At 66.1% G+C, this 22088-nt stretch carries 12 protein-coding genes; 6 read left to right on the plus strand and 6 right to left on the minus strand.

Translation table 11 applies throughout. The features are described 5' to 3' along the window. Positions 1 to 116 precede the first annotated feature (116 nt). The 5 genes from CAG41_RS04515 to CAG41_RS04535 form a co-directional block, all read right to left on the minus strand. Positions 117 to 1448: a sigma-54 dependent transcriptional regulator gene (locus CAG41_RS04515; protein WP_085580362.1), complete on the minus strand. Its 1332-nt coding sequence runs from the start codon at positions 1446 to 1448 to the stop codon at positions 117 to 119. Further along, positions 1448 to 3208: an ATP-binding protein gene (locus CAG41_RS04520; RefSeq protein WP_085580364.1), complete on the minus strand. Its 1761-nt coding sequence runs from the start codon at positions 3206 to 3208 to the stop codon at positions 1448 to 1450. The genes CAG41_RS04515 and CAG41_RS04520 overlap by 1 nt, the downstream gene beginning before the upstream one ends. A 176-nt stretch (positions 3209 to 3384) precedes the next feature. Further along, on the minus strand, positions 3385 to 6108 hold the full coding sequence (locus tag CAG41_RS04525; RefSeq protein ID WP_085706732.1) for an RHS repeat domain-containing protein: 2724 nt from the start codon (positions 6106 to 6108) through the stop codon (positions 3385 to 3387). Then, positions 6105 to 10604 carry a SpvB/TcaC N-terminal domain-containing protein gene (locus CAG41_RS04530; protein ID WP_085706733.1) on the minus strand — a complete coding sequence of 1500 codons (4500 nt, stop codon included), beginning with the start codon at positions 10602 to 10604 and terminating at the stop codon, positions 6105 to 6107. The genes CAG41_RS04525 and CAG41_RS04530 overlap by 4 nt, the downstream gene beginning before the upstream one ends. Positions 10605 to 10994: 390 nt before the next feature. Further along, positions 10995 to 12518, minus strand: a complete 1524-nt coding sequence (locus tag CAG41_RS04535; RefSeq protein WP_085580370.1) for a fumarate hydratase — start codon at positions 12516 to 12518, stop codon at positions 10995 to 10997. Positions 12519 to 12942: 424 nt separating this feature from the next. Between CAG41_RS04535 and CAG41_RS04540 the strand changes: the two genes are divergently transcribed. The 3 genes from CAG41_RS04540 to CAG41_RS04550 are packed head-to-tail and all read left to right on the plus strand — an operon-like array spanning position 12943 to position 15765. Further along, the gene (locus CAG41_RS04540; protein WP_085580372.1) at positions 12943 to 14049 is read left to right on the plus strand and encodes a diguanylate cyclase; all 1107 of its coding nucleotides are present in this window, start codon (positions 12943 to 12945) and stop codon (positions 14047 to 14049) included. Next, the gene (locus tag CAG41_RS04545) at positions 14042 to 14977 is read left to right on the plus strand and encodes an iron-sulfur-binding ferredoxin reductase (protein ID WP_085706734.1); all 936 of its coding nucleotides are present in this window, start codon (positions 14042 to 14044) and stop codon (positions 14975 to 14977) included. Before CAG41_RS04540 ends, CAG41_RS04545 begins: the two co-directional genes overlap by 8 nt. A 38-nt stretch (positions 14978 to 15015) precedes the next feature. After that, positions 15016 to 15765, plus strand: a complete 750-nt coding sequence (locus tag CAG41_RS04550) for an enoyl-CoA hydratase-related protein (RefSeq protein WP_085706735.1) — start codon at positions 15016 to 15018, stop codon at positions 15763 to 15765. Between the two features lie 182 nt (positions 15766 to 15947). On the opposite strand, the gene pyk is transcribed toward CAG41_RS04550, so the two are convergent. Next, complete coding sequence (pyk, locus tag CAG41_RS04555) at positions 15948 to 17399, minus strand: pyruvate kinase (RefSeq protein WP_085580379.1); 1452 nt, start codon at positions 17397 to 17399, stop codon at positions 15948 to 15950. Between the two features lie 171 nt (positions 17400 to 17570). Here pyk and CAG41_RS04560 point away from each other — a divergent pair, with 171 nt between their 5' ends. The 3 genes from CAG41_RS04560 (at position 17571) to CAG41_RS04570 (ending at position 22047) form a co-directional block, all read left to right on the plus strand. Further along, entirely contained in the window at positions 17571 to 17957 is a 387-nt protein-coding gene (locus tag CAG41_RS04560; protein WP_085580382.1) for a tol-pal system YbgF family protein, read from the plus strand. A gap of 225 nt (positions 17958 to 18182) precedes the next feature. Beyond that, on the plus strand, positions 18183 to 18542 hold the full coding sequence (locus CAG41_RS04565; protein ID WP_085706736.1) for a PilZ domain-containing protein: 360 nt from the start codon (positions 18183 to 18185) through the stop codon (positions 18540 to 18542). A gap of 1501 nt (positions 18543 to 20043) precedes the next feature. Further along, a complete protein-coding gene (locus CAG41_RS04570) occupies positions 20044 to 22047 on the plus strand; it encodes a hypothetical protein (protein WP_085706737.1) in 2004 nt (667 codons plus the stop codon). The last annotated feature ends 41 nt before the right edge of the window (positions 22048 to 22088 follow it).

Genomic DNA, 22088 nt, shown 5'->3' on the forward strand with positions numbered 1-22088 from the left:
GACGCCGGCAAGGGCACAATCTTGTTTGAGCCCTGCGGCGCCTCCACGGACGCCATCGCCAGCAGGCTGGCTCCTACAGTTTTGCCTGAGCCACAAATCCTGCAGTCGCCGGGCAATCAGCTGTCCTGCACAAACATCTCCCGGCTCAACCCATGCCGCTGCATCTTTTCGTTGAAGGTGCGCCGCGGCAGTTGCAGTTCTTCGAGCACCGCCTTCACGTCGCCCTTGTGCCGGGTCAGGGCGATGCGCAGGCACTGGGCCTCGAACGCCTCTTGCTGGGCCGCCAGCGATTGCCCCGGGTCGATCCCCGGCACCGGTTCGTCCAGGCCCAGCACCTGACGCTCGGCGACGTTGGCCAGTTCGCGCACGTTGCCCGGCCAGTCGTGGCTGAGCAGGTGGCTCAGCTGGGCGCCGCCCAGCGGCGGGAACGTCCGCCCGAGCCGTTCGGCGGCCTGGCGGGCGAAGGCGTCGAACAGCAGCGGGATGTCTTCGCGGCGCTCGCGCAGGGGCGGCAGGCGCAGCTCGGCCACGTTCAGCCGATAGGCCAGGTCTTCGCGAAAACGCCCGGCCCGGGCCTCGTCGAGCAGGTCGGGCTTGGTGGCGGCGACGATGCGCAGATCCACGCGGATGCTCTGGTTCGAGCCCAGCCGCTCCAGCTTCTGCTCCTGGATCACCCGCAGCAGCTTCACCTGCTGGGCCAGGGGCATGCTTTCGATCTCATCGAGGAACAGCGTGCCGCCGTCGGCGTATTCCAGCTTGCCGATGCGCTTGCCGGACGCCCCGGTGAACGCGCCGCTCTCATGGCCGAACAGTTCGGCCTCGAACAGTTGCTCCGGGATCGCCGCGCAGTTGAGCGCCACGAACGGTTTGTCCGCGCGCGGGCCGAAGTCGTGCAGGCAACGGGCGACCATTTCCTTGCCGCTGCCGGTCTCGCCGCGGATCAGCACGTTGACCGGCAGCGCGGCCAGATCCAGCACCTGCCGGCGCAAGGTCTGCATGCCGCGGGACACGCCGAGCAGCGTGGCGTCGAGCCTGGCGCGGTTGTCGGCCTGCTCGTGCAGGGTACGGTTCTCCAGCACCAGCCGGCGCTTGTCCAGCGCCCGGCGCAGGCTGCCGAGCAGGATCTCGGGGCTGAACGGCTTTTCCAGGAAGTCGTAGGCGCCGTCGCGCATCGCTTCGACGGCCATCGGCACATCGCCGTGGCCGGTCAACAGGATCACCGGCAGGTCGGCGTCCCGGCGCTGCACTTCGGCCAGCAGTTCCAGGCCGCTCTGGCCGGGCATGCGCACGTCGCTGAGGATCACTCCGGCAAAGTGCCGGGGCAACGCGGCCAGGCAGTCCTCGGCGCGGCTGAACAGTTGCACCTCGAAACCCGACAGGCTCAGCCATTGTTCGACGGCGCTGCGGATGCTGCTTTCGTCGTCGACCACCATCACCGAATTGAGCATCAGATGTGCGCCTCCAGATCGATCGGCAAGGTCAAGGTGAACACCGCGCCGCCTTCGCCGTTCTCGGCGCTCAGGCGCCCGCCGGACTCGTGGGCGATGGCGAACGACACCGCCAGCCCCAGGCCCAGGCCGTCACCCACAGGCTTGGTGGTGAAGAACGGGTCGAACACCTGGCCCAGGTGCTCCTCGGCGATGCCGCCGCCGCTGTCGCTGACGCTCAGGTGCCACAGCTGCTGGTCGGCCTCCAGGCGGATCAGCAGGCGCTTGCACGGTTTGCCGTGCATGGCGTCGAGGGCGTTGCGCAGCAGGTTGATCAGCACCTGTTCCAGGCGGATCGCATCGCCGCGCACCCAGGCCGGGCGGGTCAGGTGCAGCACCAGGCTGACCTGCTCGTCGCGCAGGCGGGTGTCGAGCAATTGCAGGGCCTGATCGACCACGGTCGCCAGGTCGAGCCGTTCGCGCAGGCCGCTGGGGCTCTTGCGGGCGAAGGTCTTCAGGTGGCCGGTGAGGGCGGCCATGCGGGTGAGCATGTCGTCCACCGGCTTGAGCGCCTTGTAGGCCTCATCGACGCGGCCATGATCGAGCAGCAGGCGCAAGGTGGCCAGTTGCATGCGCTGGGCGGTCAGCGGCTGGTTGATCTCGTGGGCCAGCGCGGCGGACATCTGCCCCAGCGCCGCCAGTTTGGCCGACTGCACCAGGCCGTCCTGGGCGGTGCGCAGCTCGCGGGTGCGTTCTTCCACCAGCCGCTTGAGCTCGGCGCGGCTGCGCTGGCGCATCTTGCCCAGGCGCCAGCGCTGGTTGAGGAACAGCAGCAGGAACACCAGCGCCAGCCACACCCCGGCGGCGGCGAGCCCGGCGTTGCGCAGATCCTCGAACGCCACCTGCGGGCGGCGCAGCAGGTGCAGCGTCCAGCCTTCGGCGGTCAGCGGCAGGGATTCCCACAGGTAGTCGGCGGTGCCCTGCGGGCCTTCGACCCGGCGCAGGTCGCTGGTGTCGTCGAAGCGGCGCAGCGACAGGTGCGTGAGCGGCACCAGCGCCTGTTTGTCGTATTGGCGCGTGGCCTTGATGTCGGCCAGGTCGGCGGCATCCAGCGGCCGCAGCGCGCGGTAGCGCCAGCCCGGCTGGTTGGCGATGAAGATGATGCCCCGCGCATCGCTGACCAGCAGGGTGTCGCTGCCCTGGCTCCATTCGCGTTCAAGCTCGGGGAATTCGAGCTTGACCACCATCGCCCCGAGGAATTCGTCCTGTTCGCCGAGCACGGCGCTGGAGAGGAAGTAGCCGGGAATCCCGCTGGTCACGCCCACGGCGTAGAAGCGTCCGCTGCCTTGGGTGCGGGTCTGGCTGAAGTATGGGCGGAACCCGTAATTGTGGCCGACGTAGCTGCTGGGCAGGCGCCAGTTGCTGGCGGCCACCGCCAGGCCGGTGTGGTCGAGCAGTTCGAGGGTCGAGGACTGCGCCGCGCCGTTGATCTTCTCCAGCTTCAGGTTGAGCGCCGCCTGCTGCTCGGCGCTCACCGGGCCGCCCAGGGCCGCGCGCAGCTGCGGGTCGAGCGCCAGCACGGCGGGCAGGGCGCGGTAGCGGTCGATCAGGGTGTGCAGGGAATTGGCGTACAGCGCCAGTTGCTGGCTGGCGCGGGCCGCGTCCTCCTCCAGGGCCTGGCGTTCGGCGTGGCGGATCGCCAGGGTCGCGGCCAGGACGGCGCCGGCGATGATCAGCAGGGTGTACAGCGACAGACGCAGGGTACGGGAAGTCGGCAGCATGCTGGGGCGAACGGATGGGGGACGGGCGGGCACGATAGCACGGGGCTGCGTGTCGTTCTCGCTTTGCACGTAACCTGATCCGACACCAAGAGACTCCGATTGAATGCGACGGTGCTCGGTCGCACGAACCGGCCGGCAATGCACAGTGCGGATAGGTGACAGGCCCCCCCGCGGGATCAATGCCTTTTGACGCTTTTCGAGGTTCGGCGCTCTTGTGCCAGCAGGAACTGATTGTCGGTGGTGCCTTGAATTTTGTATGCGCTCATCAGTTTCTGTGCACGGTCGATGATTGCATGGATGTCTTTGGTTCTTCCTTGCAGGTCTGCTTGTCGGATCGGTGCCAAGTCTTCCCGGGAGGTCATGTTGTTGACATTGGGCAGCACATCGCCAGGGTGGACGGTAGTCCTTTGCAGCACTGCATAGGCTTGCTGGACAGAGTCCCAGCGCTCGTCCAGCGCACTCCGCCAGTCGGCTAGCATGGTTTCGATTTTGTTGATCTTCACCGGACTCAGTCGGTTTTTGATGTCTTCGGCTTCCTGACTTCTGGAGCCCATGTTCAAGAACACATTCATGGCGGGAACCACGGTACCGACGACTCTGTTCAGGAAAAGGTTTGCGGTGTCGGTCGGGGACAAGCGGGCCTTGTCCGGCGTGAAACCCAGCCTGCGGTCGATGGCGGCGACCGACATGGCCGATGTCTGCGGAATGAGCGGCCGGATCCAGCGGGGGCTGGGAGTAGAAGCGTTTTGGGTATCTGTAGCGACGTCACCGCCGGCATTGCCGGTGATGATGCCGCCCACAAAGGGGATGGCGTTCACTTCAGGCGCCAGTGCACCGAAAATCTCGCCTGCGCCGAAGCCGCCATAAAATCCGGCCAACCCTGCAACGGATTCGCCGAGGAGGTTTTTCAGCATTTCCTTGCCCGTGCCGGACTGAGTGAACACGTTATAGATCTGATCCAGCGCGGTGGCGGCTTCGGTGCCGAGTTCGGTTATGAACTGCGAATATCTGATGATCTGCCATTCTTCCTTGCTCTGCCCGGCTGCATCGATGAACCGCAACGGATTGTTCTCGACAAACCCGTAGAGGTTCAGCCCGTCCACGCTCCCGGCAGGATCGGCGGCGACCCAGCGCTGCAGCCACGGTGCGTACTGGCGGGCGCCATAGTCGTACAACCCGCTCACGTCCATTTCCTTGCCCGAATAGCGGATCGTTCTGTAACCGACCTCAAGGCTTGAGCGGGCGGCCATCCAGGCGGTGGCGCCGAACGGGTAATAGCCTTCGTGGCTGACCAGCTGCGCTCGGGCGTCCAGTTCCATGACGCAGGAGCCCAGGTGGTCGCTCAAGGTGTAGCGCAATTGGTCGGCGTCGATGCCGGGCGGCTGACCGCTCTCCCAATGCAGGCAGCGCACGTTGCCTATGCCTGTGGCGAGGGTGATGACGTGCAGCGTTTCGCCGTTGTCCTTCGTGCGGATCTCCAGCCCCGGCAGGTAGCGCACCTCATGGAAGTGAAGGTTGGCGGCGTTGTGGAACTCATGGCGCTTGAAGACCCGCACGCCCTGGCTGTAACGGTAGCGTTCCTCGTCGTCGGGCCCGGACGGGCGCTGCACCAAGGTGACCGTGTCCAGGCGGTCGCGGGCGTTCCATCGCAGCGGCTGGCCGGGTTGCAGCGCCAGCAGGTTGCCGTGGCGGTCGAACAGGCTGCCGATGGCCGGCTCAGGGTCGCCTTCGGCCCAGCGCACGCCGCGGTTGCTGGCGGGGTCGATGAACATTCGGCGGGTGTGGTTGGCGCCGTCGCGCACGTGGCGCAGCCGGATCAGGTTGTTGCCGTGATCGTAGTCGTAGGTCTGCACGTAAGGGCGCCGGTCGGCGGGGTCGGTCGGTTGCGGCAGGCCGGGAATGTCCGAGGGCGGTGCGTCGTCGTGACCGCTGGCGGTGTGCAGGCGGTACAGCGAGTCATAGGTGAAGGCGCGGTGGCCGTCGACCCGACGGTTGGCGAAGTGGCTGGGCGTGAAGGCGTGGTCGAGGAGGCGGGTGAGGTTGCCCGCCGGATCGTATTCGTATCCGAAGTCTTGCAGCGGAGCCTGCCCGCCGGCTTGTGCCTGCTGACGGATCAGGCGTCCGTCCGCCGGGTCGTAGGTCCAATGGGCTGCCGTTCCGTTGTCGGCCTGCTGTTCGACGATCTGCCCGGCGGCGTTGTACCGGGCATCGAGCAGCACCGTCTGCCAGGCGGTCTGGCCGTTGAGTCGCAGGCGCATCCGCCGCGGTTGGCCGGCGAGGTCGAAGTCCGTCTGTTGCCGGTGCCCGCCGGCGTCGGTCTGTTCCAGCCGGGCGCCCAGCGGGCCGTGGCGCCAGCGGGTGACGAAGGCGTTGTCGTCGCCGAAGGTGCGCGATTGCTCCAACGTCTCGCCGAGCAGGCCGAAGCTCGGCCATTGCACGGTGCCGGCCTGGTCGGTCTGTTCGACGGTCCTGCCGCGCAGGTTATGGCTGGCGTCGGCCGACGCATCGGCATGGACGAAGGTCTCGGCATCGGCGCCGTGGGTCTCTTCGTCTTTGACCAGACGCAGCAGCGGATCATAGGCGCTGCGCCAGTGAAAGCCGCGCGCATCCCAGCGCTGCAGAACCTGGCCGGCGGTCCCCGGCAGGATCAGGCGCCAGCCGGCGTCGACGCTGTCGGTCTTCACGGGGGCATCGTTCAGTCCGTACACGTGGACGAGGTTGGGCACCGCCAGGCGCGGATCCCTTTGCGCGATCACCCGTCCCGCCGCGTCGTACCCCAGGCGAGTCACCAGGCCAAGCGGCGTGTCTTCGGCCAGCGTGCGCAGGTAAGCCACCTGGCGAACCGCCAGGCCGCGGCTGTCGTTCACCGTGACGGCGGGCGTACGCCGATGCACATTCATGGCTGCGGCCCCGGCTCGTCGGTGTCGTTGAAGTCTTCGCTGATGTGATACCAGGGGTGATAGGTCTCACGGGAGAAATGGCCCTTGGCGTTGACCAGCCGGACCGGACGCCCGAGCACGTCATAGAACAGCTGATCGAAAAAACCGTGCTCGCGCAGCGACGCATCGTTGACGTAGCGGTGGGTGTCGGCGAAGAACGGCCGGAACCGTCTCACGGCCAGTCCTTTGTTGTTGTATTCGACCCGCTCGCTGATGCGCCAGCGCGGGTCGGCCGGCACCTCGACCGGTTGGCCGTCCTCGATGATCAGCGAGCCGTCGGCGTCCACCGCGTACGCGGATCCCGGCTCCACAAGCTGTTGGGTCTGCAAGGGGCGGCCGAAGCCGTCGACGCAGGTCTTGATGATCTGGATCTGCGCCGGCACCGGGTCGTCGGGGTAGCGGTCGGCCCGGAGCAGGACGCTGTGCACCGGCTCTCGGGGGACAAGGGCGATGGCTTCGTCCAACGCGTGCTCCGCCGGCGTCAGTGCGGTGGCTTGCGCCAGACGTCGGCGGGCGCTGGCGCGGATGTGGCCGTCGGGCAGGATCAGGCCGCCGTCGACCCATCGGGCAAAGCGCTCGGCGTCAGCGGTCGCGGTCGGCGGCAACTGGCCCATCCAGCTGAACAGATCCTTGCGCAGGGTGCTGGCGGCTTGCTGCACGGCGCCCTCGGGATCTCCGATGGCGGGGGCCGGTCGGTGATCCTCCGGCCGCACGTAGTCGCTCAACGGGCTGAAGCCTGCCGGCAAGCCGTTCTCCGTGCCGTGGAAACTCAGGGCCAACGGCTGGCCGGAGGGTTCGTAGAGCGCCTCCTGCACGTTGTCGTTGGCGTCGACGATGCGCAGCGGCTGCAGGGCGTGGTAGTCGTATTCGATCCGGGTGGTGCAGCCGTCGGGCAACACCACGCGCTCCACCGCCAGGCGGTAAGGGTCGTAGGTGGCCCGGGTGATGCCGTGGCTCGCGGTTTCGTGGTAGTCGAGCACCCGGTGGAACCCTTCGCCGGCAGCATAGGCCGCGAACCCGTAACGGGCCGACCACAGGTTTTCCTCCGCATCGGCCAAGGGCGCTCCCTCGAACAGCAGCGGCATCGGGGCGTAGCCGATGGCGGCCAGTTCGGCACGGATGTCGAACGGCGGCGGCACGTCCGCATAGGCCTCCAGGGCGGTCTTGTCCATCTGCGCCAGTTCCAGGGGCGCGGCCAGGGCCTCGAAGTCCGCCTGACCGTCGGGCAGGGGCGTCTGGCCATCGGTCTTGAGGTAGCGTTGCACGGTCTGGCGGGTCAGGGTGCGCCGGGTGTTCCACTCGGGCGAGTCCTGATGCTGCAGCAGTCGTTCGAACGACACCTGCTCAGGCGTCAGCCCACCGGGTAACGGGCCCTTGGGCAGCGCCAGCGCATCGCCGCGCTGCTGATAGGGCAGGCCGAGGCGCCAGTGCTGCGGGTCGCCGTCCAGGTCGATGAAGCGCGCGCGGGTTTCGCTGAGGTAGAACGATTGCTGGGCCTGGTCATGGGCGTCGCGCCACCACTGTTGCTCATCGGGGTCGGTGAACGGCGGCGGGTCGGCCTCGGTGCGGCGACGGGCGTAATGCACGGTCAGGGCATGCAGCGGGGCGCCGTAGGCGTTGTGGCGCAGGGTCAGTTCGTGGCGGCTCAGCGGGTCTTCGATCACTTGCTCGTAGGCATGGTCGAGCTGTTCCAGCGTCAGCGGCAGCAGCACCGCGTAGGCATCGTGGGGACCTTTGGCCCGGACCTCGCGCACCCGGTAACGGTGTTCGGTCACGGCAAAGGGCCGCGCCGTGGCCGGGTCGTCCGCCTCGGCATAGGTTTCGCTGCGGGCCGGCAAACCGGCGAGCGCCCGGGCGATGGCGTGTTCGGTGTCGGCGTCGGGCGGTGCGACGGGTTCGTCGAACTCGTCGCCTTGGTGGAAACGGCTGAACACGGTGGGGCCCAGCGGCACGGCTTCGGGGTCGCGGTCGAAATAGCCTTCGCGCGGCCGGTCGATGGTTCGCCCGGTGTGGAACCAGGTGTGCAGTCGCACCGGTGCGGTGAAGCCTGCATCGTCGTCGGCGCCGGCCGACTCGCTGTCGCACTGCTGCAGGTGGCCGAACCCGCGGAACTCACGGTCTTCGCCGTCATAGAAACCCTCGCGGTAAGTGAACGCTTGGGTCAGGCGATTGCCGGTGACTTCGTCCAGCTGCAGCTGGCGGCTGACCGCCTGAACGGGAAAGGGCAGGTGGCAGGCGGGCGGGACGGCGGGGTGCGCGGCGAGCCGGTCGCGCTTTTCGTCCAGCCATTCCTGGGCGCTGCTGCGGTAGGTCACGCGGGTGCTGCAGCCCATGTTGTTGTTGCTGGCCGTCAGCAGGTACGGCTTGGCGGACACGAAGTCATACCGCCAGTGCCGGGGCGCCATGTGCGGCACCGTCAGTAGCAGGCTGGCGCAGCCCAGGCCCTGGAGGTCGGCCAGCGTCACCTGGCACAAGGCGTCGTAGCGCACGCCTTCGGGCCACGGCACTGTGACGGGCGTTTGCTCCAGTCCCCGGCCGCCGCGGTTGAGGTAGATCTCGAAGGCGTCGGACTTCAGGTAGACCAGCGCCGGCGCGCCGGAGCCGTCGAGGTCGGCGATGCGCACGTGCGCCACGTCGAACGCATCATGGGCAAAGGGCAACGCGCTGATGACCCGGCCTGCGCCGAACCGGCCGTGGCCCAGGTTCGGCCAGCATTTGATTTCGTTATGGCGGATGCGGCACAGCTCGGGCATGTCGCTGCCCAGCAGGTTGCCCAATAGCACCAGCTCGTCCGGCGCCGGGCCGAACAACGGCAAGCGGTCGTCGTCCGGCAGGTGAGCGACGTCTTCGCCGGGGGCGAAGCCTGCCTCCCGCCGGTTGGCGTACAGACGCACCGAGCGGGGGCCGATCAGGGCCAGTGAGGCGAGGCCGTCCCCGGACAGGTCGCCCAATTGCGTCAGCGTATGGAAGAACTCCGCCGGGAAGGCGTTGAATGCAATGAAGGGGGCGAACGTGCGGTCGGCGTTCAGCGTACGGAAGCCGTTCATGCCTGGTCGGGCGGTGATCCAGTCCAGCCGTCCGTCGCCGGTCAGGTCGGTGAGCAGTTGACGTGCCGCGCTCCCGCCATCGGCCACGGGCGTGCTGTCCAGCAACGTCCAGGGGCCGTAGGCGATGGCCTGCGGGTCCGACTCGCCGCGCAGCGGTTCGCGGTAGTGCCAGGCCTGATCGTAGCGGCAGAGGAACCCCGGCACGCCTTCGCCGTACAGATCGACGCACTGGTAGGCGCGGCCGTCCTCGATGCCGGGCTGGGGGCCTTGCATCGGCAGCGGCCTGGGCGTCTTGTCGAGGGTGAACGGTGAATGTTCGAACTCTACCGGCGGGGTGTGCTCGACCGCGCCGCTGGCGTCCCAGGCCTGGTAGTGGGCGGCGCTGATCTGGCTGTAGGACCAGGCGGGCGTGTCCGGGGTGTATTCGAGCAGCAGGCGGCGGACCAGCACGGGCGCAGCGCCCGTTTCCTCGGGAAAATGATGGAACATCAGCACTTGGCGGCACAGTCGCCGGGTGCCCAGTTCGAACCCCTGGGCGAAGGTCGAGAACGGATCCGGCCGCAGCGGCCAGGGCTGCAGCGAGGGACCGTCGTAAGGTGGCCTTTGCGTCAGGTCCCGGGTGCGCTCGCCGTAGTCGAACAGCAGGCGGAAATGCCAGTCCAGGGTTGCCGGATCGTCCGTGCGCCAGAGGTACAGGTCCTTGCTGGCGGTGACGTTGCCGTAGAGCACTTGATGCACGTAACGCTGGGCTCGGTAGTCGTGCAAGGGATCCGGATCCTGGTCGTCGGCCTTCCAGGTGACGCAGAGGTGTTCGCCCAGCGGGTTCATGCTTTCGCACAGCAGCCAGGCGCTCACCCGCGCCGGGTCGTCTGCGTCCGCTCGGCGCGACGCCGCGGTTTTGCCGTACATCTGCAGCGAGCCGTCGGCGCCGTGGATCAGCCAGAACGGCGGGCGGCCGTCGTCCGGCTGCCAGCGCTCGCGCAGGGCAAAATCGCTTTCGACCCGGGGCCAGAAACGCACGACGCTGTGCGGGCCGATGTCCAGGCCGTTGTAGCGGCGCTCGCTGCGCGAGCGGATTCGGCCTTGCTCGTCGCGCTCCGGCATCCACACTTCGCCGTCGTGGCCGACGATCTCGTCGTGGTCGGTGTAGCGCGGCGTGCCCTTGTGGGTGCGTCGGGCGATCTGCAGGCCGGCCAGGCTCCAGCCGATGCCGAACGGGCCGTTGCCGGCCTGGCTGCTGTAGCTCAGCGTCAGTTGCGGGTCGAAGCCACGTCCGGCGGACAGCGGCAACGGCAGTTCGAACGAGGCCGCCCCGGTGGGGCCGACGGCTCCCCAGCTCTTGCCGATCGTGGCGATCGAGGCGCTCTGGGCGATGGAGGGGGTAACGATGCTCAGGTCTTGATCGGCCATGATCCAGCGTTTCCTGGCGGGGAATGAACCGACGCTATCAGGAAAACGGATGGCCGTGACCTGTCAGGTCTGACAGTTGTGTGTTCACCCCGAATCCCTGTAGGGGCTTGCCTGCAAGCGATGAGGCCAGTACTGCCGGCATCTCAGTTGCCTGACCCACCGCCATCGCTGGCAAGCCAGCTTCCACAGGGGATCCCGGCTGCCCGCAAGATCCCGACACACCACAAAACCTGTGGGAGCTGGCTTGCCAGCGATGAGGCCTTCACTGCCAACATCCCTGTTGCCTGACCCGCCGCCATCGCCAGCAGGCTGGCTCGCACATTTTTAGCGGCACAAAAAAGGCCGGCCCGTCATGCGACGGGCCGGCCTTCTCATGCAGCGGCGAAGCGCTTACTGCACTTCCACCGCCAGGCTTTCGCTGATCTTCTGCTGCCAGATCGCAGGCCCGGTGATGTGCACCGACTCACCCTTGCTGTCCACCGCGACGGTGACCGGCATGTCCTTGACCTCGAACTCGTAGATCGCTTCCATGCCCAGCTCGGCGAACGCCAGCACCTTGGACTTCTTGATCGCCTGGGCCACCAGGTAGGCGGCGCCGCCGACGGCCATCAGGTACACGGCCTTGCTGTCCTTGATCGCGTCGATGGCGGTCGGGCCGCGCTCGGACTTGCCGATCATGCCCAAAAGACCGGTCTGCTCAAGGATCTGACGGGTGAACTTGTCCATCCGCGTGGCGGTGGTCGGACCTGCTGGGCCCACCACTTCGTCGCCGACCGGATCGACCGGGCCGACGTAGTAGATGAAGCGGCCCTTCAGGTCCACCGGCAGGGTCTCGCCCTTGTTCAGCATCTCGACCATGCGCTTGTGCGCCGCGTCGCGGCCGGTGAGCATCTTGCCGTTGAGCAGGACGGTCTCGCCCGGCTTCCAGCTCTGCACCTCTTCCGGGGTCAGGGTGTCGAGGTTGACGCGACGGGCCGAAGGACCTGCTTCCCAGACGATTTCCGGGTAGGCGTCCAACGGCGGCGCCTCCAGTGCGGCAGGGCCCGAGCCGTCGAGCACGAAGTGCGCGTGGCGGGTGGCGGCGCAGTTCGGGATCATGCACACCGGCAAGGAGGCGGCGTGGGTCGGGTAGTCCATGATCTTCACGTCGAGCACGGTGGTCAGGCCGCCCAGGCCCTGGGCGCCGATGCCCAGCTGGTTGACCTTCTCGAACAGCTCAAGGCGCATTTCCTCGATGCGGTTCTGCGGGCCGCGGGCCTTCAGCTCGTGGATGTCGATGGATTCCATCAACACTTCCTTGGCCATGACCGCAGCCTTCTCGGCGGTGCCGCCGATGCCGATGCCCAGCATGCCCGGCGGGCACCAGCCGGCGCCCATGGTCGGAACGGTCTTGAGCACCCAGTCGACGATCGAGTCGGACGGGTTGAGCATGGCCATCTTCGACTTGTTCTCGGAGCCGCCGCCCTTGGCCGCCACGTCCACTTCCACGGTGTTGCCCGGGACGATGGAGTAGTGGATGACCGCCGGGGTGTTGTCCTTGGTGTTCTTGCGGCTGCCGGCCGGGTCGGCCAGGATCGAGGCGCGCAGGACGTTTTCCGGCAGGTTGTAGGCGCGGCGCACGCCTTCGTTGATCATGTCGTCCAGGCTCATGGTCGCGCCGTCCCAACGCACGTCCATGCCCACGCGCACGAACACGGTCACGATGCCGGTGTCCTGGCAGATCGGCCGGTGGCCGGTGGCGCACATGCGCGAGTTGATCAGGATCTGCGCCATGGAGTCACGGGCCGCCGGCGATTCTTCGCGCAGGTAGGCTTCGTGCATCGCCTGGATGAAATCCACGGGGTGGTAGTAGGAGATGAATTGCAGGGCGTCGGCAACGCTCTGAATCAGGTCGTCTTGCTTGATCACGGTCATGAGTCGCGCTCCTCTAAAAGTCGGGAACATTCAATAAGGTGCCTGCGGCTTGGGTGCATCGGTCGGTCGCAGACACCTTTCAAGGCACGCCGGGGCTGCTGGCGCGACGCTAAAAAGGCGCGGCAGTATACCGCGCCTCCCGGGAGCTGACACGCGCCGGCAGTCATTCGTTGGTCGCATGCCGTGGCGAGGGCGGATGCCGGGCCGGCGTGCCGGTCAGTTAGTGAATGTCAGGTTTCGCGTCTTGCCGCGCAGCCGGGCGGGAGCGAGCTTGCCCGCCGCAGGGCAGGGGGCGGGACACGCTTTTGACGCCAATTATCCGGCCCGAAAATCAATGGTCATTTATCGGCCGCGCCACTAAAGTGGCAGCCGGTCTGTAGAGTAGGACACTCGGTCAGCCTTCCATCGCACGGTGAGTCAACGATTGACCCATAACGCCATTCAACGTCTTTTGCTCAAACGCTTCGCCCTCGCCGCAGCCACCTACGGATTGGCTTTGCTGCTGCTGTGGCTGGCGTATTTCAGCGGTCTCTACGACGACTCCCTGACCGGCGTCGCCGTCGGCAGCGCCCTGGTGGTGATCAGCCAGGCGAGCCTGTTCGCCGTGTTCTTTTCCGGCTGCAACCTGCGCTTTCCCGACCCCAGCCTGACCGAGGCGCAGGTGCTGATCGGCCTCGGCTGGCAGACGTGGCTGATCGCCCACCTGAACCAGGCCCGGGGTTCGTTCCTGGTGTTCTATGTGCTGATCCTGCTGTTCGGCCTGTTCCACCTGTCGCGCCGGGCCTTCATCCGCTGCACGGCGTTCGTCTTCTTCAGCTTCTGCGCCATCACCCTGTGGGACGGCTATCACTTCCGCCTGCCGGATCCGGCGCTGGCGGCCCTGCAGGTGTGCGTGCTGCTGATGGTGCTGGTGTGGCTGGTGATCTATGCGCGGTTCGTCCAGACCTCCCGCCAGCGCATGCGCCAGCGGCGGTTCGCCTTGCAGGCGCACCAGGACACCCTGCGCGGGATGATGCGCCAGCTCGAGGACCTGGTGGCCACCGACGAACTGACCGGGCTGTTCAACCGCCGGCACTTCCTGCGCCTGGCCTCCCGCGAGCTGAACGCGATGGAGGCCGGGGTGGTGCATGGCCTGGCGCTGATCGACCTTGATCACTTCAAGCGCATCAACGACCTGCACGGCCACGCTGCCGGCGACCAGGTGCTGCAGGCGTTCGCCGGGGTGGCCGGGGCCTGCCTGCGCGACGGTGACGTGCTGGCCCGCTACGGTGGTGAAGAATTCGTGGTGCTGTTGCCCGACTGCAACGCCGAACGCCTGACCGCCTGCTGCGAGCGGCTGCGCCTCGCCTTCATGGACGTCGAGCTGGTGGGCCTGAGCGTGAAGAGCCTCAGCCTGTCGGCGGGCATGACCTTGCTGGAACTGGGCGACGACCTGGACGACGCCTTGCAGCGCGCCGACCAGGCGCTGTACCGGGCCAAGCGCGACGGGCGCAACCGCTGCGCGGCGGCATGGGAGAACGTCGATGCCTGAATTGCGGGTGGGAGAGCGGCAGTGGTCGGTGCCGGCGGGCAGCAACCTGCTCGATGCCTTGAACGGCAACGGCGTGGCGGTGCCCTACAGTTGCCGTGCCGGCAGTTGCCATGCGTGCCTGGTGCAATGCGTGCAGGGCCTGCCCGCCGACAGCCGCCCGGACGCGTTGAGCGCTGATCAGCGCCGCGAGGGCTGGCGGCTGGCTTGCCAATGCCAGGTGGTCGAGGACTTGCAGGTGCACGCGTTCGATCCTGTGGTGGACGGTCGCCCGGCGGTCGTCGAAGCGCTGGACTGGCTCAGCGACAGCGTCCTGCGCCTGCGCCTGACCCCGCAACAGCCGCTGCGCTACCGCGCCGGTCAGCATCTGGTGCTGTGGGCAGGGCCGGTGGCGCGGCCGTATTCGCTGGCGAGCCTGCCCCAGGAAGACCGCTTTCTGGAGTTCCACCTCGATTGCCGGCTGCCGGGCGCGTTCAGCGACGCGGCCCGCCGCCTGCGCATCGGCGATCCGCTGCGCCTGGGCGAGCTGCGCGGCGGCGCGCTGCACTACGACCCGGACTGGCAGGCGCGCCCGTTGTGGCTGCTGGCCGCCGGCACCGGGCTGGCGCCGTTGTTCGGCATCCTGCGCGAGGCGCTGCGCCAGGATCACCAGGGCGCCATCCGCGTCATTCACCTGGCCCATGACGCGACCCTGCACTACCTCGCCAAACCGTTGCAGGCCCTGGCCGCGCAGCGGGAAAACCTGTCCGTCGAACTGTGGACGGCGACCGAGGCGCCCGCCGCTTTGGCGCAACTGCGGCTTGTTTCCCGGCAAACCCTGGCCTTAGTCTGCGGTTCGAGCGCCAGCGTCGATGCGTTTTCCAAGCGTCTGTTCCTGGCCGGACTGCCGCGCAACCAAATGCTGGCCGACGTCTTCCTCGGCCACGCTTGAGCGCGAGCCACAAGGATCCTCACCGACCGGGAGTCGCCATGACCGAAGCCGTCCTGCTGCAGCGCGAGCGCGGTTTGCTCACCCTGCGCCTCAACCGCCCCGACAAGAAGAACGCCCTGACCCGGGCCATGTACAGCCGCCTGGCCGAAGCGCTGAAGCAGGCGGACAGCGACCCGGAAATCAACGCCGTGCTGATCGCCGGCAGCGCCGAATGCTTCACGGCCGGCAACGACATCGCCGACTTCATCCAGCAGCCGCCGAACGACCTCGACAGCCCGGTGTTCCACTTCATGCTCAGCCTGCTGGAGTGCCGCAAACCGGTGGTCGCCGCCGTGGCCGGACCGGCGGTGGGCATCGGCACCACACTGCTGCTGCACTGCGATCTGGTGTACGTCAGCCGCGATGCGCGCTTGCGCATGCCGTTCGTCAACCTCGGCCTGTGCCCGGAGTTCGGTTCCAGCCTGATCCTGCCGCGTCTGCTCGGGCACGCCAAGGCGGCCGAACTGTTGCTGCTCGGCGAAGGCTTCACCGGTGAGCAGGCGGCGCAGTGGGGCATCGCCTGCGAGGCGTTGGGCAGCGGCGAAGCGGCGTTGGCCATGGCACGGGAGATGGCCTTGCGGTTTGACGAGTTGCCGGCGGAAGCGGTGCGCATCAGCAAGCGGTTGATGAAGGCACCGGACCGCGAACGGATCCGCCAGGTGATCGAGGAGGAGGGTGCGCTGTTCACCCAACGGCTGCGCTCGCCGGAGGCCTTGGCGGCGTTGACCGGGTTCATCAAACGGCATTGAAATGTTGATCAGGGCATCCGGCCTCATCGCCAGCAGGCTGGCTCCCACAGGGGAACGCATTCCAACTGTAGGAGCCAGTCTGCTGGCGATAGGGTGGGTACAGCCAACACACCTTCCGGACCGGAAAACAAAAAGCCCCGGCACTCAGAGGCCGGGGCTTTTTGTTTTCAGCGAGCGGTCACTCAGACCTGCGGGTCGCCGACATGCAGGATCTTCATGCCGTTGGTGCCGCCGGTGGTGTGGTAGCTGTCGCCCTTGGTCAGGATGACCCAGTCGCCTTTCTCCACCACGCCGCGCTTGGTCAGCTCGTCGATGGCTTTCTGGCTGACTTCGCTCGGCGGCAGGGAGGCCGGGTCGAACGGGATGGTGTACACGCCACGGAACATCGCTGCGCGGGCCTGGGCTTCGCGGTGCGGGGTGAACGCGTAGATCGGCACCGACGAGCGGATGCGAGACATGATCAGCGGGGTGTAGCCGCTCTCGGTCAACGCGATGATCGCCTTCACGCCCGGGAAATGGTTGGCGGTGTACATGGTCGCCAGCGCGATGCTTTCGTCGCAGCGCTCGAACTCCTTGCCGATGCGGTGGCTGGAGGTCTTGCCGGTCGGGTGCTTCTCGGCGCCGACGCAGATGCGCGCCATCGCCTGCACGGCTTCCAGCGGGTACTGGCCGGCGGCGGATTCGGCCGAGAGCATCACGGCGTCGGTGTAGTCGAGCACGGCGTTGGCCACGTCGGACACTTCGGCGCGGGTCGGCATCGGGTTCTGGATCATCGACTCCATCATCTGGGTGGCGACGATCACGGCCTTGTTGTGGCGGCGTGCGTGCAGAATGATCTTCTTCTGGATGCCCACCAGCTCGGCGTCGCCGATCTCCACGCCGAGGTCGCCACGGGCGACCATCACCGCATCGGAGGCCTTGATCAGGCCGTCGAGGGTTTCGTCGTCGGCCACGGCTTCGGCGCGTTCGATCTTGGCCACCAGCCAGGCGGTGCCGCCGGCTTCGTCACGCAGCTGACGGGCGTATTCCATGTCGGCGGCGTCACGCGGGAAGGACACGGCGAGGTAGTCGACTTCCATTTCGGCGGCGAGCTTGATGTCGGCCTTGTCCTTGTCCGTCAGGGCCGGAGCGGTCAGGCCGCCGCCGCGACGGTTGATGCCTTTGTGGTCGGACAGCGGGCCGCCGATGGTCACCACGCAGTGCAGTTCGGTGGCGGTGGCGGTTTCGACGCGCATCACCACGCGGCCGTCGTCGAGCAGCAGCTCGTCGCCCACGCCGCAGTCCTTGACCAGGTCCGGGTAGTCGATGCCGACCACCTGCTGGTTGCCTTCGGTCAGCGGATGGCTGGTGGAGAAGGTGAAGGTGTCACCGATCTTCAGCTCGATGCGCTTGTTGGCGAATTTGGCGATACGGATCTTCGGGCCTTGCAGGTCACCCAGCAACGCCACGAAGCGGCCGTGCTTGGCGGCCAGGTCGCGCACCAGCTTGGCGCGAGCCTTGTGCTCGTCGGGGGTGCCGTGGGAGAAGTTCAGGCGGGCGACGTCCAGGCCAGCCAGAATCAGCTGTTCGAGAACTTCCGGCGAGTGACTGGCCGGGCCAAGGGTAGCGACGATTTTGGTACGACGGACGGACATGCAAAGACTCCTCAGGTTCAAGCGCCAGCGAAGGCTACTATGCTCTTGGGGTGTAGTCATTGTTCGTTTGCACTACTTAACGTTTTCTTTTTTGAACGCGACAATCGGCACAAACGGTTCTGAAGATTTCCCGCCCCGGGTCGATACAGAGCTCAAGACAGGAGAACCCCCATGCGATTGTTGCCCATTGCCGCCCTTGCCCTCAGCGTCCTCGCCGTGACGGGCTGCACCCGTTGGTCGATGAACCACCACCTGAACAACGCCTACAGCGCCTACGACCGGGGCAACTGCGAGCAAGTGATGCTCGAGCTGTCCAAGGTCGAGCGCGCCAGCCGTGCCCGGCCTTACGTATGGCCGGAAGTGTCGATGATGCGCGGCCAGTGCCTGGAACGGCAGAAGATGTTCATCGACGCGGCCCAGACCTACCAGTTCATCATCGCCTCGTACCCCAACAGCGAATACGCCTACCGCGCCCGCGCTCGCCTGGAAACCCTGCAGAGCCTGGGCCATTACCCGACCCGCAGCGCTGCTGCGCCGGTGCGTCCGACCCGCTTCTGATGGCGGTTGTCATACAAAAGCTGTCGGTGTGTACAACCTGAGCTATAGTCGAATCATTCCGGTCCGGTCATGAACCTGACCGGAGCGACACCTGCGACTGGCCGTAGTCAGGTGACGGCGATGCAGCGACCGTCACACCGGAAGCGGGGAGAGCGAGCCTTGGGCAGTGGCCCGTTCCGAAGCACAGTGCGGCCCGGTCACAGGGCCTTGCGTGGCGATACGCTCATGTTTACCGAACGTCGGATCGAACGGCACCAATTGCCGTATTTCTTGCGGGTGTTCAACAGCGTCACCGACCGGCCCATCGGCTTCCTCGGTAACGTCTCCGAAGACGGGCTGATGCTCATCAGCCAGTTGCCGATGATGATCGGGGCGGACTTCAGCCTGCGCCTGAAGATTCCCGCGGGCGACGGTTGCCAGCAGGTGATCGACCTCACGGGGTGTTGCCTGTGGTGCCATGAGGACGCCACCCCCCGGCACTACGACGCCGGCTTCAGCCTGCACCGGCCGCCGCCGGAGTACGGGCAACTGATCGAGGCCTTGAAGCAGTACTTCAGTTTTCAGCCGTTGCCGGCTTCGGTTTGATTCGCATCCCTTACTGAAAAGCTTCGCGGGCAAGCCCGCGAAGTCGTCAGCACACGACGCCTTTTCCATTCAACATCCCATTTCCTTCACTTTCTCATTCGGCATTGGAATTAGATCCATCGTCTTTTATGCGATTTTGATCTCAATTACTGTCACGTTTGACAGTAGTGATCGAGTCGGCTCGACCCTAGGCTTTGGGTAAACCCCAACAGTCCCTGAGTCGAGAACATCTGAAATGAGTGACGACAATGATGGTGCAAGAGGCAAAGGCTGGTTGGACGAGGGCGTTCAGACTATCAGCTATGCGCATGTCACAGAACTCGAAAAGGGTTCATTTCGCGAACATGGCGAAGGCGAGCAGTATTCCGAGATTTTTTGGGCGGATGCGGTCGAGACAACGCTTCATCAAACCCATCCGCGCGTGTCCACGCTAAAGACTCAGTTGGTGTGCCAGTACAAGTTCGAAAACGGCCGTATTTATGTGAAGACATTGCGTTACCACATGACGTCCCGTCCTGCAGATAAGTATTGGTACAGGGCCAATATCGATGTAGGGCTTCAGGCAGGACAATGGGTTCGCAAGAATTCCCAAGACTCAATGTCGCAAGACAACCAATGGCACAATTACGAGATCTATCTGGATTCGCCGTTGGGTGTTCCGGATTTCGGTGTAAGTCTGGCAATACGCGTTGACTACGACGGCACCAACAATGATGTCGAACCTCACGAGGGTTGGGGCATTAACATATATCCTTCACGAAAGCCGATCATTGAATTGCCAGCCTCCAATGCGGTGGTCGAAATGCCTTTTGCCGTCTCCGGAATAAACGGGTTGGTATGGCCCTTCCCCCCCACGGTTTATGGAAAGGTCAATTTGCTGTGCATCTACAACGGTCAAGTGATTCCACTCGGCTCCGGAACTGTGGGGAGAGACGGGCGCTGGGGGGCTTACATCAGTCTCCCTCCTGATGTCACCTCTTTTTATGCAGAACAGCTCATTGGTGACCAAAACTCCGGGCGGTCAGAATCCGTGTCCATTCGCAGGGCTGTCGCAGCACCTGTAATCACAGTCCCAACGCCGAATTCAACGGTATCCGTCCGGCGGCCTTATGTTGAGGGCACAGGTACTGCAAGTGCACTTGTCCGTATTTATCAGGCCGGATCCGATGCGATTCTTTATGGTCAGACAGTAGTCAGGCTAGACGGTGTCTGGTCGTTGATGTTGCAACATGACTTGCCCGACGGGGTCTTTACATTCACCGCCAAACAGTCACTTGGTGGTGTCGATTCTCCTTGGGCACGCTATGTCCCCGTCACCGTAAGGGTGCTGCCCAAGACACCGGCGATCACCAGCCCGACAGCCAACACTTTGCAGAGTTCAACGTTCACGGTTTCAGGTTCGGGTGGCGAGGCCGGTGCGAAGGTTGACGTCCTGCTCGATATCGCCGGCACTAGGGTCGGCCAAAGCGCGACGCTGACAGGGGATGCATGGAGCGCCTCGGTGACCGTCAGCCCTGGGCCCGTTTCGCTGGTGGCCAAGCAGATAAAAGGTCAGTTGGAGTCATTGCTCAGCGCCCCCCGCGCCTTCAAGGTCCGCCCCCCAGCCCTGACCGCCGTCACCGCCACCCCCATCGGCACCCACGTCAAACTCACCGGCAGCGGCCACACCGGCGCTACGGTGCAGATCACTGTGGTCGACGGCGGAGCCGCCGCGCCGCCCGCCGTGCAAGTGACCAACGGCCGATGGGAAACCACCGCCGCCAACTGGCCCTTCGGCACCTACCGACTCAGGGCTATCCAGAAAGTCTCGGACAACGCCGGCGGTTGGATCGAATCCCAGCCCTATACCTTCACCGTCAATCATACGTTCCCGAATCCGTCCGATGTCGCGTTCACGGCGGACTATCAGCCGACCTGCTCGGGCAAGGGGCTGAACGGCGCGACGGTGAGGCTCTTTGACGTGGGCGGCACCGTGCCGCTGGCGCCCGATGCCATTGTCGGCGGTGGCCAATGGTCGGTACGGGTGTCGCAGGTGTGGGGGCCGACCTGGGAGCGCTCCGTGCAGGTCAAGCAGTTCCTCGGCGAACAGGCATCCAACGGGGTCACGGACAACGTCACCATCGCGCCCAAGGTGCCGACGCTCGACGCTCCGGTCGAGGACGGTCTGTCGCCGCAATGGAGCGGCACCTGCTGGCCGGGTGCGACAGTGAACATCGAGTTCAGTGACAGCACCACCGTTCACAAAGTGATCGGCGCCGGGGGCGTCTGGTCTTACCGTCGCGCCACCGACTTCGCGCCGGGCATCACCTATACCGTCAAGGTCACCCAGACCGCCGCCAGTCAGACGTCGGCGATCGTGTCGCGCACGTTCACCGTCGATGCCCCCTTGCCCAAACCTGTCATCACCTTCCCGGCCCAGAACGCCGAGGTGGGGACTGAGGTGACCGTGCGCGGGGAAAGCGGCGTGGCCGGCGCGACGATGCAGTTGCGCGACGCCCAGTTCGGCAGACCGCTGGGGACGCCCAAAACGCTGACAAGCGACGGCGCGTGGTCCATCGACCTGACGGCGCTGGAGTTTCGCCAGTACACCCTCGACGCCAGGCAGGCGCGCAACGGCCGGGAGTCCGAGCGCAGTGACTTGCACATCTTCCGGGTGGTGCTGCTGCCGCCGGTCTTCGAGGCGCCGGAGCAGGGCGGCAAGTTGCCGCGCACCGCGATTCTGTCGGGCACGGCCATGCCCGGCGGGAAGGTTGAGGTGCTGCTGGAGGGCGACAGCGCCCCCCTGCTCAAGGACATCACCGTGGATGCCGAAGGCCGCTGGCAAGGCGAGGTGAGCTTGCCCGTCGGCCCCAAGACCCTGCGGGCCCTGCAAACGTTCGAGTCCCTGACGTCCCGGGACAGCCCGCCGCTGGCGTTCAGCGTCGTGCCCGCCGCGCCGTTCATCGAGACCCCGGTGACGGGCGAGCCCGTCGGGCGGCGGGCGGTGGTCTCCGGCTTCGGGGTGCCGGGCGATACGGTGTCGGTGAGCTTGGCCGGCGCCAACCGCTCGGTGTCGGCGCAGGCCCCGGTGCTGGGGGATCGCACCTGGTCGGTGACCTTGCTCAGTGACCTGCCCGGCGGTGACGGCGAAGTGACGGCGGTGGCGTCGTTCGACGGTTTCGAGTCGGCGGGGGCCCGGCGCCGGGTGGTGCTGGCGACGTTCCTGCCGGGGATCGATCTGCCGGCGCCGGGGCAGTGGGTCGTTCATCCGGTTCTCTTCAAGGGCCAGGGGCGGCCGGGCAGCGGGCAGGTGACGAGCTGGTTCGACCCGGAGCAGGCCTGGACAGCGGTCATGCCGGTGACCGCCGCCGGCTGGCAGGGCAGTGCCGCTCAGGCCGTGCCGCCAGGAGGCCAATGGTGCCGGTTCAGGCAGACCCTCACCGGTGGCGCCGCCGGGCCGACGATGTCCGACTGGCAGGAGAGCGAGCGCTTCGAAGCGCTGCCCCCGCAGGCGACCCGCTCCTGATGCCAGCGAACCGATGAATGGCCTAAAGAACTGTCATTTAT

Origin of the sequence: Pseudomonas sp. B35(2017) (assembly GCF_002113645.1) — a bacterium.
Classification (GTDB): Bacteria; Pseudomonadota; Gammaproteobacteria; order Pseudomonadales; family Pseudomonadaceae; genus Aquipseudomonas; species Aquipseudomonas ekonensis.